This is a genomic window from Rhodanobacter sp. C06, from assembly GCF_002001105.1.
Taxonomy (GTDB): Bacteria; Pseudomonadota; Gammaproteobacteria; order Xanthomonadales; family Rhodanobacteraceae; genus Rhodanobacter_A.
Genome location: NZ_MUNP01000036.1, coordinates 99,521 through 113,327 on the forward strand (window position 1 = coordinate 99,521; position 13,807 = coordinate 113,327).

Consider the following 13,807-nt stretch of genomic DNA (forward strand, 5'->3'; position numbering starts at 1 on the left):
GAAACGCCGGCCCTGGGCCCGGCCAGCGCGACGACCTGCGCCCAGTCCGATACGGGAGGGGTTTTGATGAGTCATTCGATGAAGCGCGATCAACGCGGCCTGCACAGGCTGCCGCTGGCCCTGTGCCTGGCATTGGCCTTGTCCGGCGCGTCGCTGTGGAGCGGCGCCGCACGCGCGGCGAGCAACGACAACAACGTGGAATGGGCAGGCCTGTTCCACGACCAGGGGCCGCTGTACGACAGTGCGCCCGAGCCCACGGCGAGCACGCCGGTGACGCTCACGTTCCGCACCTTCAAGGGCGACATCACCAGCGCCAACATCAAGTACTACGACAGCGCCGACGGCCAGTATCACTGGGTGGCGATGCACTGGACGGCGAACGACGCCTCCGGCACCTACGACCTCTGGCAGGGCACCATCCCGGCCAGCAGCTCGGAGAAGTACTACCGCTTCCAGATCAACGACGGCACGGCCACCGCCTGGTACAACGCCGCCGGCATCACCTCAAGCGAGCCTTCGTCCGGCGACTTCTTCATCATCCCCGGCTTCACCACGCCAAACTGGATGAAGAACGGCGTGATGTACCAGGTCTTCCCCGACCGTTTCTACGACGGCAACACCGGCAACGACGTCACCAACGGCCAGTACACCTATGCCGGCTGCGCCACCGAGCAGCACGCCTGGGGCAGCAGCGTCACCGCCAACGTCAGCGGCTGCAACACCGCGGTGTTCTTCGGCGGCGACCTTGCCGGCGTCGACCAGAAGCTGGGCTACATCAAGAACACCATCGGCGCGGACATCGTCTACCTCAATCCGATCTTCGCCTCGCCAACCAACCACAAGTACGACACGCAGGACTACTACAACGTCGACCCCGCCTTCGGCACCAACGCCACGCTGCAGCAGCTTATAACCGACGTGCACAGCAGCGGCAACGGTCCACACGGCTACATCATCCTGGATGGCGTGTTCAACCACAGCGGCGACAGCAATTGCTGGTTCGGCAAGGCGAGCTACGGCTCGATCTCCTGCCCGCAGCAGGGCGCGTACCAGTCGCAGGCCAGCCCGTACTACGGCTACTACACCTTCCAGACCTGGCCGAGCAGCTACAGCACCTTCTTCGGCATCGGCAGCATGCCCAAACTGGACTATGGTGCCAGCGGCTCGGCCACGCGCAACCAGATATACGGCAATTCGGGCTCGGTGATGCAGGCCTGGCTGGCGCAGCCCTACGGCATCGACGGCTGGCGGCTGGACGCGGCGCAGTACCTCGATGCCGGCGGCAACAACGGCAGCGACGCCACCAACCACCAGATCATGCAGGAGATGCGCACGGCGGTACTGGCGATGAACTCGAACGCGGAGATTCTCGGCGAATACTGGGGCGACGCCTCGGCCTGGCTGGACGACGGTCGCGAGTGGGACGGCGCGATGAACTACAACGGCTTCACCCAGCCCGCGTCGGAGTGGATCTGCGGCGTGGACGAGAGCGGCAACAGCGCCACGCTCACGCCCACCCAGCTGGACAGCTGGCTGCACGGCACCCGCGCCGACCTGCCGATCGACGTGCAGCAGACCATGACGAACTTCCTCGGCAGCCACGACACCTCGCGCTTCGCCACGCGCTGCGGCGGTGACATCTGGAAGACCTACCTTGGCCTGTTCTTCCAGATGACCTACGTAGGCACGCCGACGATCTACTACGGCGACGAGTACGGCATGCAGGGCGGCGCCGACCCGGACAATCGCCGCACCTTCGACTGGTCGCAGGCGACCACGGCCAACAGCGCGGTGGCGCTCACCCAGAAGCTGGTGGCTATCCGCAACAACTATCCGGCCTTGCGCACCGGCTCGTTCATGACGCTGCTCACCGACGACACCCACGACATCTACGCGTACGGCCGCTTCGACCGGAACAACCGCATCGCGGTGGTGCTGAACGGCACCGGCAACACGCAGACGGTGACCGTGCCGGTGTACGAGGAGAGCATGACCAACGGCAGCCAGGTCACCGACCTGATCAGCGGCAGCAAGTACACCGTCAGCGGCGGCAATGTCACGGTGAGCGTGGCGGGCCATTACGGCGCGATCCTCGCGCAATGACCACCCTTCCAACCGTGGCGGAAGGGTTCCCGACACAGGCACGGGCACATCTGCGTACACTGGCCCCGGACTCCACCGCGCGATGGCACACGCGGCGGTCCGGCCACGGGGGGCCGCTGACGTACAGGCGGCGGGCAAGCGCATGACGCCGCTGCCCGCCGGCCGGATCGAGGGAACATCGAGATGATGAGCATCTTCAGCAGCCTGATGCTGGCACTGACCGCCGGCGCACACGGCCCGCTCTGGCACGACAGCCTGCACTGGCGCGGCCAGAACGCCAGCATGCAGGTGCAGCCGGGCGGCGGCTTCCTGCTGCGGGCGGCGCACGCCAAGCGCACGATCCCGACACCGCCGTACGCAGTGCAGACCGCGAGCCCGCTGTTCGACGGCCTGTACGCGATGGCGCAGGACGACCTGCGCCAGGATTCGGTCACGGCTATCCACGACGCCGCCTACGATCACGACCGGCCGATCCCCTGCACCTGCTTCGAAACCGGCGACAAGTGGCATTACGTGTGGACGCGCGACCTGTCCTACGCGGTGGACCTGGGCCTGTGGCGCTTCGATGCCGCGCGCGCGCGCAACGGGCTGCGCTTCAAGCTGTCGGACTCGCGCGTGCCCGGCACGCCGAAAGGCCCGTTCGTGGTACAGGACACCGGCTCGGGCGGCAGCTGGCCGGTGAGCACCGACCGCGTGGCATGGTTCCTCGCCGCGCGTCATCTGCTGGACGATGCCGCCTTCGCCGACACCACCTGGCAGGCGCTGACCGCCACGCTGGCGCAGGATCGCCAGTACGCGTTCGACGCCGGCATGGGCCTGTACCGCGGCGAGACCTCCTTCCTCGACTGGCGCGAGCAGACCTACCCCGCCTGGATGGCGGACGACGTGGTGCCGATCGCGCAGTCCTACGCGCTGTCCACCAACGTGCTGCACTACCAGGCGCTGGAACTCGCCGCGCAAATGGCGGAACAGCGCCACGACGCGCGCGCGGCGGACTACCGGGCGCAGGCCGCGGCGCTGAAGGCCGCGATCAACGCGCGTTTCTGGCGCGAAGACCGCGGCATGTACATGAGCTACCTCGGCGGCGACGGCGCGCCCTACGACACGTACGATCTGCTCGGCCTGGCGCTGGCGATCACCAGCGGCGTGGCCGACGACGCGCGCGCGCGGCAATCGCTGGCGAACTACCCGGTGTGGCCCGCCGGCAGCCCGGTGATCTGGCCCGAGCGCACCGACCAGCCGATCTACCACAACCGCGCGATCTGGCCGTTCGTCAGCGCCTACGCGCTGCGTGCCGCGCGCCAGCTCGACGACCCCGCGCACATCGCGTTCGAGATCACCTCGATCATGCGCGGCGCCGCGCTGGCCGGCTCCAACATGGAGAACTACGAGCTCACCACCGAGGCCACCCACGTGGACGACGGCAAGCTCAGCGGCCCGGTGGTGGATTCGCCGCGCCAGCTGTGGTCCGTGGCCGGCTACCTCGCGATGGTGGGCGAAGGTGTGTTCGGCCTGGAAGCCGACGGCCGCATCGCGCCGAAACTGCCGGTCGTGCTGGTGCCGATGCTGTTCGGCAACCGGGACACGATCAGCCTGCAACTGCCGGGTCGGCGCATCACCTTGCAGCGGCCGAAGAAGCTGACCGGCAACCTGCTGGTGGCAGGCGACATCACGCAGCACGGCAACGACAGCGTGGTGCAGCTGAAGGGCATCAAGGCAGCCGAGCTGTCGCTGCGCAGCACGGTGCCGCCGTTCGCGCCATCGGCGCCGGCCGCGCCGCAAGTGATGCGCAACGGCGCGGACTGGCAGGTGCGTGCCACTGCGCCCGGCGTGCTCTACCTCAACGGCCAGCGCGTGGGCGCGATCGCCGGCACGCTCGCGGTGCCGGTGGCGAACGCGCTGCAATGCTTCAGCCTCACGCAGACCGGCGCCGCCGGGCTCGAATCGCTGCAAAGCCCGCCACAGTGCGAAGGCCCGGTCGCCAGCGTCGAAGGCGCGTGGCCGCGCACGTGGACCGCTCCCGCCGCCGGCCGCTACCAGGTCGCGCTGAGCTATCGCAACGATCACGGCCCGGTCAACACCGGCATCACTGCCGCGGTGAAGATGCTGGCGATACGCTGCGCGGGCAGCCCCGAACAGCGCGTGCCGGTGGTGATGCCGCACAGCACCGGCGAGCAGCTGTCCACCACCGCGCAGTTCAGCGCGGGCGCGGGCGCGCACTGCAGCTTCGCGCTGGAGCAGGGCTTCAACATGAGCTACCTAGCCGGCAACGCGCATTACACCGGCGAGGCGGGCGGCATCGGCGGGCCGCTGAACGAGGCCGACGTGGGCGCGCTGCGCGTTGTGCCACTGGTGGCGGAGAGCCATCCATGACGCATTCCGCGTCGTAGCAAAAACCCCCTCTCCCCCAACCGTTTCATTGTTGGGGGAGAGGGTTGGGGAGAGGGGGAGGCTCTTGACCCTGGTCTTCAAGACCAGCGCAAAGCCCCCTCACCCAACCCTCACCCCTGAGCCTTGCTCGGGGGGAGAGGGCTTCATGCGTTTCATCGCGAGCATTCGGCTTAGCCAGGAATCACCCCATGACCCGCAAACCCGAGCTGTCGTTCTGGCAGATCTGGAACATGTGCTTCGGCTTCCTCGGCATCCAGTTCGGTTTCGCGCTGCAGAACGCGAACGTCAGCCGGATCTTCCAGACGCTGGGCGCGAACGTGGACCAGATCCCGGTGCTGTGGATCGCCGCACCGTTCACCGGGCTGATCGTGCAGCCGATCATCGGCTACTGCTCCGACCGCACCTGGAACCGCTTCGGCCGCCGCCGCCCGTATTTCTTCGCTGGCGCCGTGCTGGCCACGCTGGCCCTGCTGGCGATGCCGAACTCGCCCGCGTTGTGGATCGCCGCGGGCCTGCTGTGGATCATGGATGCCTCGTTCAACGTCTCGATGGAACCGTTCCGCGCCTTCGTGGGCGACCAGCTGCCGCCGCGCCAGCGCCCGCTGGGCTACGCGATGCAGAGCGTATTCATCGGCGTGGGCGCGGTGGTGGCCTCGTTCCTGCCCTGGCTGCTCACCCATTTCGGCGTGGCCAACACCGCGCCGGCCGGCACGGTGCCGCACTCGGTGATGTATTCGTTCTACGCGGGCGCGGCGGTGCTGCTTGGCGCGATGCTGTGGACGATCTGCACCACGCGCGAATATCCGCCGGAGCAACTGGAAGCCTTCGCCGACAGCCACGTGGCGGCAGAGCCGGCGGACGTGGCCGGCGCATGGCGGCCGGGGGCGCTGTTCCTGCTGCTGGGCGCAGCATTGCTCGTGCTGATCCACCACTACGCGCTGCGCGCGGAGTTGTATCTCCTCGCCGGCGGCCTGGTCGGCGCCGGCGCGCTGTTCCTGTGGCTGGCGCGCACGCGTCGCGTCGGCGCGCTGCGCCAGATCATGGGCGACCTGTACGGCATGCCGCGCGAGATGCGCCGGCTGAACTGGGTGCAGTTCTTCTCCTGGTTCGCGATGTTCGCGATGTGGATCAACACCACGCCCGCCGTGGCCGGGCACTTCTACGGCAGTACCGACACCACCTCCGCCGCCTACAACGAAGGCGCGAACTGGGCCGGCGTGCTGATGGGCACCTACAACGGCGTGGGCGTGCTGGCCGCGATCGTGATCCCGCTGCTGGTGCGCGCCTGCGGCCTGCGCATGAGCCACCTGATCAACCTGTGGCTGGGCGGGCTGGGCCTGCTGTCGTTCCTCGTGATCCGCGATCCGCACTGGCTGGTCGTCTCGATGATCGGCGTGGGCTTCGCCTGGGCCTCGATCCTGTCGCTGCCCTACGCGATGCTGTCGGACAACCTGCCCGCGGCGAAGATGGGCATCTACATGGGCATCTTCAATTTCTTCATCGTGATCCCGCAGCTGCTCGCCGCCAGCGTGCTGGGCGTGCTGCTGAAGTGGTTCTTCCACGACCAGCCGATCTGGGCGCTGGCGCTGGGCGGCGCCAGCCTGATCGTGGCGGGGCTGTGCACGCTGCGCGTGCACGAGCCGCGCGAGATGACCGTGACTGCAGGCGAGGCCGCATGAAGCGCCGCTCGCGCGGCGCCCTGTTCGCGCTGCTGCTTGCGCCGCTGCTCTTTGGCTGGCCGCTGCACGCGCTCGCGCACGACGACTGCACGCCCACCCAGCGCACGCTGCAGCTCGACGCCCCCGCGTTCGCGCCCGAACGCGTCACCGTGGACGTCTACCTGCCCGGCGACTACGCCGGTTCCAGCCAGCGCTACCGCACGATCTACGCCGACGACGGCCAGGACATGCCCGCGGTCGGGCTGGCGCCCACGCTCGCCGCGCTGTGCCGCGCGCACGCGATCCGCGTGCCTATCGTGGTGGCGGTGCACATGCTGCGCGACCGCATGGGCATCTACGGCCTGTCCGACCGCGCCAGCGGGCGCAGCCTGTCCGCCGACACCAAATACGGCCCGGTCGGTCGGCGCGCCCACGACTACTCGCACTGGCTCGCCACGCAGCTGGTGCCGTACATCGACGCGCATTACCGCACCCGCCGCGATGCCGCCGCGCGCAGCATGCTGGGCTGGTCGCTGGGCGGACTGAACGCGTTCAACCTGGGCTGGCAGTACCCGGAGGTGTTCGGCCGCGTGGGGGCGTTCTCGCCCTCGTTCTGGCTCGCCGCCGACCGCACGAGCGACGCCACGGTGGAACGCACGCGGCTGGCGCAACGCATGGTCGACCGCGGCCCGAAACGGCCCGGCCTGCGCTTCTGGTTCGCCGCAGGCACCACCGAGGAAACGAACGACCGCGACCACGACGGCGTGATCGACGTGATCGGCGACATCCGCGACCTCGTGGACGGCTACCGTTCGTCCGACGGATTCCGCCTGCGCGGCCTGCGCCAGCTCGGCTACACGGTGAATCCGAACTATGCCGCCCATCCCGGCCGCCGTGCCGACGTCGCCGTCTACCTGCTGCCGGGCGGCAAGCATCAGCAGGCTTCATGGGCGAAGATGCTGCCGCTGTTCCTGCGTTGGGACGATGGCCGCGCGGGGCGCTGACGCCGCTACGCCGAGAACGCGCCGCGCGCCGCGGCGAAGAAGCGTTCGGCATCGATCGCCGGCAATGCCGCACCCAGGCCGTTGCCCTGCAGCTCGTCGCAGCCCAGGCCGGCGAGGAAGACGGCCTGGGCCGTGGTCTCCACGCCTTCGGCCGCGACCAGCATGCGCAGCTGGTGGCCCAGCTCGATGATGGTCTGCGCGATCGCGCCGTCGCCGGCATTGTCGGGCAGCTCGCGCACGAAACTCTGGTCGATCTTCAGCTTGTCGATCGGGAACTGCTTCAGGTAGGCGAGGCTGGAATAGCCGGTACCGAAATCGTCCAGCGCCAGCTGCACGCCGAGCGACTTCAGGCCAGCCAGGGTGGCGCGGATGCGCGCCACGTTCTCCATCAGCGCGCTCTCGGTCATCTCGATCTCCAGCATCGCCGGCGGCACGGCGTGGCGCTGCAGCGCGGCGGCCAGCTGCTCGACCAGGTGCGGGTACAACAGCTGCTGCGCGGAGACGTTCACCCCCAGCGTGAAGCCGCGGTGGCCGCGATCCAGCCATTCGCGCAACTGCCGCGCCGCCTGCGCGAACACCCAGCCGCCGATCTCGGGCATCAGGCCCAGCGCCTCGGCGACGGGGATGAAGCGCACGGGCATCACCCGTCCCAGTTCGCCGCAGTTCCAGCGCAGCAAAGCCTCGAAGCCGGTGAGTGCGTGGTCGAGCGCGCTGTACTGCGGCTGGTAGTACAGCTCCAGCTCGTTGTCGCGCACCGCGTCGCGCAGGCGGCTGCCCAGCAGCACACGCTCCTCCAGCGCCCGCCTCTGCGCCACGCTGAACTCGCCTACGCGGTCGCGGCCATCGCGCTTGGCCTGGATCATCGCCGCCTCGGCGCCGCGCAGCAGCGCCGCCGGCGTGTCGCCGTGCTCGGGCGAGTGGCTGATGCCGACGCTGGCGGTGAGCAGCAAGCGGTAGTCCTGTCCCTCGATTGGTCGCGCCACCACGCTGCGCAGGCGCTCGGCCAGCTCCAGCGCCGCCTCCCGGCCGAGGCCGCCCGCCGCGACCGCGAACTTGTCGCCGACGATGCGGGCGATCTGCCATCGCGTGTCCAGCGCCGCGCGCAGGCGGCCGGCCACGCGCCGCAGCACGTCGTCGCCGATCACGTGGCCCACCGATTCGTTGACCACTTGGAAACGATCCAGGCCCACCATCAGCACCCACACCGGCGCCTCGCCACCCTGCAACAACCCGGCGAGCGAGCGTTCCAGCTGCAGTCGGCGCGGCAAGTCGGTGATCGCGTCATGGCTGGCCGCGTGCCGCAGGTCCTGCTCGGCGCGACGGCGGGCAGTGATGTCGTGCGCCACCGCATAGAGCAAGCCGTCGGGCGACGCGAACACGGTCCATTCCAGCAAGCATTCGCTGCCGTCCCTGGCCACGCAACGGGTCACCGCCTCGCGCGCCTGCGCGCCGACGCCAGTGGGTTCCAGCACCGACGCGACCGGATCCTCGCCGGGCAGCGGCAACAGGAACTCGCGGTAGTCGCGCGCGCGCAACTCGTCGGCGCTGCATCCGGTGAGGCGCTGCAGGAAGGCGTTGAACTGCACCAGCCGCCCGGTGCGCGGATCGAGGATGCAGAACACTTCCTGCGCCATCTCGAAGAAGCGGTTGCGTTCGCGCAGGCGAGCAAGCAGGTGCTCGCTCTCGATGGCGATGCTGGCGATCGGCAGCATGCGATCGATGTCGGCCAGCTCGGCCGGACACGGCTCGCGCGGACTGCGGTAGTACACCGCGAAAGTGCCCAGCACCTCGCCATGGCTGCCGTGCACCGGCGTCGACCAGCACGCCCGCAACCCGTGCGCCAGCGCCAGCTCGCGATAGCACGTCCAGTACGGGTGGGTGGCGATGTCGCCCACCATCACCCGCTCGCCGCGCGACGCGGCGGTGCCGCAGGAGCCGCGGCCCTCGCCGATCTCCTGGCCGTGGATGCCGCGATTGTAGGTTTCGGGCAGGCTGGGCGCGGCGCCGTGCAGCACGTGCCGGCGATCGGCATCGAGCAGCAGCAGCGAGCACAGCGCGCCCTGATTCAACGATTCGTGCAGCAGGGCAATGCGCCGCAGGCTTTCCGCCAGCGGCTGCTGCGCGGCAATGCCGAGCAGGATCTCGTGCTGGCCGGCGGCCATGCGCTCCTCGCGCTTGCGCGCGGTGATGTCCTGGCAGACACCCTGCATGCGTACGGCGCGACCATCCGCACCGGTTTCCGCCAGGCCCCGGCTGTACAGCACGCGCACGTCGCCGTCGGGACGGCAGATGCGCTCCTCGAACTCGAACGCGCCGCCTTCGTGCAGCGCGCGTTCGATGGTGTGGCGCACGCGCGCCCGGTCATCCGGATGCACGCAGGCGAGATAGGCCTCGAAGGTGGCCGCGTGACTGGCCGGATCGATGCCGTAGATGCGATACAGCTCGTCCGACCAGTTGACCCGGTTGGCGACGACCTCCCAGCTCCAGCTGCCGACCCGCGCCAGCCGCTGCGCTTGCTCCATCAGGCGTTGCTGCGCCTGCAGGCGCTCCTCTTCGCGCTTGCGCTCGTCGATGTCCTGGAAAAAGATCGTGAGCCCGTCCGGCGCGGGGTACACGCAGCTCTCGAACCAGCGGCCCAGCGGCACGAACAAGGCCTCGACGGTACGCGGCCGCTGCTCGGCCATCGCCTGTTCGTACGCTACGCGGAACGGCCGGTTGGCATCTTCCGGGAATTCGGTCCAGATGTGCCTGCCGAGCAGCTCCTCGGCACGTCGTCCGAGGAAGGCGCAGGCGGCCGCGTTGACGTAGGTGTAGCGCCAGTCCGCGTCCAGCGCCACGTACGCCTCGCTGATGCGTTCGAAGGCTTGCTCGGCCGCCGATCTGGACTGGCTACGCTCCATGGGAACACGCCATGTGCTGTATTGGTGGGCAGGTTATGCCAGAGGTCGGGGGTTAACAATGTGAAGCACGGGCGGCGCCGGGATCGGTTACTGCCGCAGGCTCGAACGCCGCACCTTCAGCTCCGCCGGCAGCATCGCGCTCTCGCCGCCTTCGCCCCGGATCAGCCGCAGCAGCTCGTCGACCAGCACCTCGCCAGCCTTGCCGGTGTCCTGCCGCACGGTGGTGAGCGCGGGGTTGACGAAGCTGGCCATGGGGATGTCGTCGAAGCCGGCCAAGGCCACCTCCTGCGGCACCGCGAGGCCGCGCTCCGCCAGGGCGCGCAGCGCGCCGATCGCGATCAGGTCGCTGGCGGCGAACACGGCGTCGAACTTCACGTCGCGCTCCAGCAGCAGTTCGGCCGCCTCGTAGCCGGCGCGCTCGGTGGTCTCGGCGTCGGCCTGCAGCGCCTCGTCCACCGCCAGGCCGGCTTCGCGCAGCGCGGCGGCGTAGCCGCGGTAGCGCTCGTGGAATTCCGGGTAGTGCGGCGTGGCATCGCCCAGAAAGGCGATGCGCCGGCAACCCTGTTCGAGCAGGTGCGCGGTGGCCGCGCGGCCGCCCTCGAAGTTGTCGCAGCCGATCGACACGCCGGGCTGGCCGGGCAGCACCGCACCCCAGCGCACGAAGCGGGTGCCCTGCGCCACCAGCTTCTCCAGCTTGTCGCGGTGCGACTGGTAGTCGCCGTAGCCGAGCAGGATCAGGCCGTCGGCCTTCTGGCAGCCGGCGAAGTCGGCGTGCCAGTCGCGCGAGAACTGCTGGAACGAGATCAGCAGGTCGTAGCCCTGCTGCGCGCTGGCGCGGGTGATCGAGCCCAGCATGGACAGGAAGAACGGATTGATGTGCGAGTCGTCGGCCGTGGGGTCCTCGAACAGCAGCAGCGCCAGCGTGCCGGTGTGCTGGCGGCGCAGGTTGGAGGCGTTCTTGTCCACCTTGTAGTTCAGCGTGTCGGCGGCCGACTGGATGCGCCGGCGGGTCTCCTCGCTGACCAGCGGGCTGCCGCGCAGCGCGCGCGACACCGTGGACTGGGAGACCCCGGCCAGATGGGCGATGTCGAACGATGTGGCCTTACCCTTCATCCGCGACCCGATGCGTGGCGCGGGCGGCGCCGTGCCGCCCGTTCCCGCATCGTACCGTGTCGCGGATCGCAAGTTCCTATCCGCGCATTTCTTCCAGTTCCATGCCGCGCGTCTCGCGCACGGCATGCAGCACGAACAGCAGCGACAGCAGCGCGAAGGCGGCATACAAGCCGTAGGCGAACGGCAGGCCCAGCTCGGCCAGCGCGGGGAAGCTGCTGGTGATCGCGAAGTTCGCCAGCCACTGCGCCGCCGCGGCCACCGCCAGCGCGATCGCGCGGATGGAGTTCGGGAACATTTCGCCCAAGAGCACCCACACCACCGGCCCCCAGCTCACGCCGAAGCACACCACGTAGGCATTCGCCGCCACCAGCGCCAGCATGCCCACGCCGTGCGGCAGCACCAGCGCAGCGCCGCTGCCGCTGGCCTGCGAGAAGCACCACGCCATCAGCGCCAAGGTGATTGTCATGCCCGCCGAGCCGATCACCAGCAGCGGCTTGCGGCCGATGCGGTCCACCAGCGCGATCGCCACCAGGGTGATCAGCACGTTCACGATGGAGGTGACCACGGTGATGCTGAAGGAATCGGCCTCGCTGAAGCCCACCGAATGCCACAGCGTGGACGAGTAGTAGAAGATCACGTTGATGCCCACGAACTGCTGGAACACCGACAGCGCGATGCCGACCCACACCACCGGCAGTAGGCCCGCGCACTTGCCGCGCAGGTCGGCGAGGCGCGGGCGGTATTCGATGCGCAGGCTGTGGCCGATGTCGGCGAGCTTGGCCTCCAGCGCCAGCTCGTCGTCCATGCCCAGCACCTGGCGCAGCACCGCCTTCGCCTCGTCCAGCCGACCGCGCGCCACCAGGTAGCGCGGCGACTCCGGCACGCCCAGCACCAGCGTGCCGTAGACCAGCGCGGGCACCACCGCGGCGAGGAACATCCAGCGCCAGGCCTCGAGTCCGAACCACAAGGTTTTCTCCGCGCCACCCGCCGCGCCGGCCAGCCAGGCGTCGCTGAGCAGGGCGGCGAAGATGCCCAGCACGATCGCCAGCTGCTGCATCGAACCCAGTCGGCCGCGGATCGCCGCCGGCGACACCTCGGCGATGTAGGCGGGCGCGATCACCGAGGCCATGCCCACGCCGGTACCGCCGACCAGCCGCCACAGCACCAGGTCCCACACGCCATGCACCAGGCCCGAGCCCAGCGCACTCACCGCCAGCAGCGTCGCCGCCACCTGCATGGTGCGCACGCGACCCCAGCGGTCCGCCAGCGTGCCCGCGTACCAGGCGCCCACGGCCGAGCCCAGCAACGCGCAGGACACCGCGAAACCGATCTGCCCCGCGCCCAGGCCGAACCCGGCGCGCACCGCGTCGACGGCGCCGTTGATCACCGCCGTGTCCATGCCGAACAGGAAACCGCCCAGCGCCGCCGCCGCCGCGATCAGCACCACCCGCGCGGTCGCGCGCTGCCCGCCCCTCTCTTCCACACTGCCCGTTGCGCTCATCGCGACCCTCCCCGTGGCGTGCCCACCGACAAGGCTACGATTCTTGCCGCGCCATCGCCGCGCCGTCGCCTTGAATACGTATGCAGGCGGCGGCGCTCAGGCCGGGGTGCCGACCATGCGCAGAGCTCCCTCGCGAATGCGACGAGCACACAGCGGCGCGTCATCCTGGAGGCCCGGGAAGTAGCCGACGGGGGGATGGCGCGACGGCCGGTGCGCCACGGCCATCACGGTGCCTGGTGGCGCACGGCCTCGACCAGCAGCGCGAATGCCGGCGAGGCCTGGCGGCGGCTGGGGTAATACAGGTGGTAGCCCGGGAAGGGCGGGCACCAGTCGTGCAGCACGCGCTCGAGGCGCCCGTCGTCGAGGTACGGCATGGCGACGTCCTCCAGCACATAGGCCAGCCCAACGCCCGCCAACGCCGCCTTGAGCATGGCGCCGGGCTGGTTGAAGACCAACTGGCCTTCGACGTGCACGTTCAACTTGCGCCGGCCCTTCTGGAACTCCCACGCATACAGGCCGCCGCGCGTGGGCAGGCGCAGGTTGATGCAGTTGTGCGCGGTCAGGTCCTGCGGCTGCTTCGGCCGCGGCCGCGTGGCGAAATAGGCGGGCGCGCCGACCACGGCCATGCGCAGGTCCGGGCCGATGCGCACCGCGATCATGTCCTTCGCCACCTGCTCGCCCTCGCGCACGCCCGCATCGAAACGCTCGGCGACGATGTCCACCAGCCGGTCGTCGATGCTGATCTCGACCTTGAGGTCGGGGTAGCGCGGCAGCAACCCCGCGAGCCGGGGCAAGAGGAGCGCATGGGCCGCGTAGTCGCTGGCCGAGATGCGGATCGTGCCCGCCGGTTTCGCGCGCAATTCGCCCAGTGCCTCAAGCTCCGCCTCGACCTCCTCGAGGCGTGGGCCGACCGCGCGGCAGAGGCGTTCGCCTGCTTCCGTGGGTGCCACGCTGCGGGTGGTGCGGTTGAGCAGACGCACGCCCAGTCGTTCTTCCAGCGCGCGCAGCGTATGGCTCAGGGCGGACGGCGAGACGCCCAGCCTGGCCGCGGCCTGGGTGAAGCTGCGCTCCCGCACCACCGCCAGGAAGGCCGAAAGATCATTCAGGTTTGCGCGCGGCATTGCTGAGATCTGCTCA

General features: G+C 69.5%; 8 protein-coding genes. 4 read left to right on the forward strand and 4 right to left on the reverse strand.

Going from position 1 to position 13,807, the window contains the following annotated elements:
- Positions 1 to 66 precede the first annotated feature (66 nt).
- The 4 genes from B0E52_RS04940 (at position 67) to B0E52_RS04955 (ending at position 7,156) form a co-directional block, all read left to right on the forward strand.
- Positions 67 to 2,103: a glycoside hydrolase family 13 protein gene (locus tag B0E52_RS04940; RefSeq protein ID WP_139351587.1), complete on the forward strand. Its 2,037-nt coding sequence runs from the start codon at positions 67 to 69 to the stop codon at positions 2,101 to 2,103.
- A 183-nt stretch (positions 2,104 to 2,286) separates the two neighbouring features.
- Positions 2,287 to 4,476: a Six-hairpin glycosidase-like protein gene (locus B0E52_RS04945; protein WP_077482270.1), complete on the forward strand. Its 2,190-nt coding sequence runs from the start codon at positions 2,287 to 2,289 to the stop codon at positions 4,474 to 4,476.
- Positions 4,477 to 4,682: 206 nt separating this feature from the next.
- The gene (locus tag B0E52_RS04950) at positions 4,683 to 6,173 is read left to right on the forward strand and encodes an MFS transporter (protein WP_077482271.1); all 1,491 of its coding nucleotides are present in this window, start codon (positions 4,683 to 4,685) and stop codon (positions 6,171 to 6,173) included.
- The gene (locus B0E52_RS04955) at positions 6,170 to 7,156 is read left to right on the forward strand and encodes an alpha/beta hydrolase-fold protein (RefSeq protein ID WP_077482272.1); all 987 of its coding nucleotides are present in this window, start codon (positions 6,170 to 6,172) and stop codon (positions 7,154 to 7,156) included. The genes B0E52_RS04950 and B0E52_RS04955 overlap by 4 nt, the downstream gene beginning before the upstream one ends.
- A gap of 5 nt (positions 7,157 to 7,161) precedes the next feature.
- Here B0E52_RS04955 and B0E52_RS04960 read toward each other — a convergent pair whose 3' ends face one another.
- The 4 genes from B0E52_RS04960 to B0E52_RS04975 form a co-directional block, all read right to left on the reverse strand.
- A complete protein-coding gene (locus B0E52_RS04960; RefSeq protein WP_077482273.1) occupies positions 7,162 to 10,056 on the reverse strand; it encodes a GGDEF domain-containing phosphodiesterase in 2,895 nt (964 codons plus the stop codon).
- An 87-nt stretch (positions 10,057 to 10,143) separates the two neighbouring features.
- Positions 10,144 to 11,169 (reverse strand): LacI family DNA-binding transcriptional regulator, encoded by a 1,026-nt coding sequence (locus B0E52_RS04965; protein WP_077482274.1) that lies wholly within the window; start codon positions 11,167 to 11,169, stop codon positions 10,144 to 10,146.
- 76 nt (positions 11,170 to 11,245) lie between these two features.
- The gene (locus tag B0E52_RS04970) at positions 11,246 to 12,670 is read right to left on the reverse strand and encodes a sugar porter family MFS transporter (RefSeq protein ID WP_077482275.1); all 1,425 of its coding nucleotides are present in this window, start codon (positions 12,668 to 12,670) and stop codon (positions 11,246 to 11,248) included.
- 224 nt (positions 12,671 to 12,894) lie between these two features.
- Positions 12,895 to 13,791, reverse strand: a complete 897-nt coding sequence (locus B0E52_RS04975) for a LysR family transcriptional regulator (protein WP_077482276.1) — start codon at positions 13,789 to 13,791, stop codon at positions 12,895 to 12,897.
- Positions 13,792 to 13,807: the final 16 nt, after the last annotated feature.

What these genes read in the sequence shown, in the direction of transcription:
- B0E52_RS04940 (WP_139351587.1), top strand. Translation starts at nt 67, where the DNA reads ATGAGTCATTCGATGAAGCGCGATCAACGCGGCCTGCACAGGCTGCCG.
- B0E52_RS04945 (WP_077482270.1), top strand. Translation starts at nt 2,287, where the DNA reads ATGATGAGCATCTTCAGCAGCCTGATGCTGGCACTGACCGCCGGCGCA.
- B0E52_RS04950 (WP_077482271.1), top strand. Translation starts at nt 4,683, where the DNA reads ATGACCCGCAAACCCGAGCTGTCGTTCTGGCAGATCTGGAACATGTGC.
- B0E52_RS04955 (WP_077482272.1), top strand. Translation starts at nt 6,170, where the DNA reads ATGAAGCGCCGCTCGCGCGGCGCCCTGTTCGCGCTGCTGCTTGCGCCG.
- B0E52_RS04960 (WP_077482273.1), bottom strand. Translation starts at nt 10,056, where the DNA reads ATGGAGCGTAGCCAGTCCAGATCGGCGGCCGAGCAAGCCTTCGAACGC.
- B0E52_RS04965 (WP_077482274.1), bottom strand. Translation starts at nt 11,169, where the DNA reads ATGAAGGGTAAGGCCACATCGTTCGACATCGCCCATCTGGCCGGGGTC.
- B0E52_RS04970 (WP_077482275.1), bottom strand. Translation starts at nt 12,670, where the DNA reads ATGAGCGCAACGGGCAGTGTGGAAGAGAGGGGCGGGCAGCGCGCGACC.
- B0E52_RS04975 (WP_077482276.1), bottom strand. Translation starts at nt 13,791, where the DNA reads ATGCCGCGCGCAAACCTGAATGATCTTTCGGCCTTCCTGGCGGTGGTG.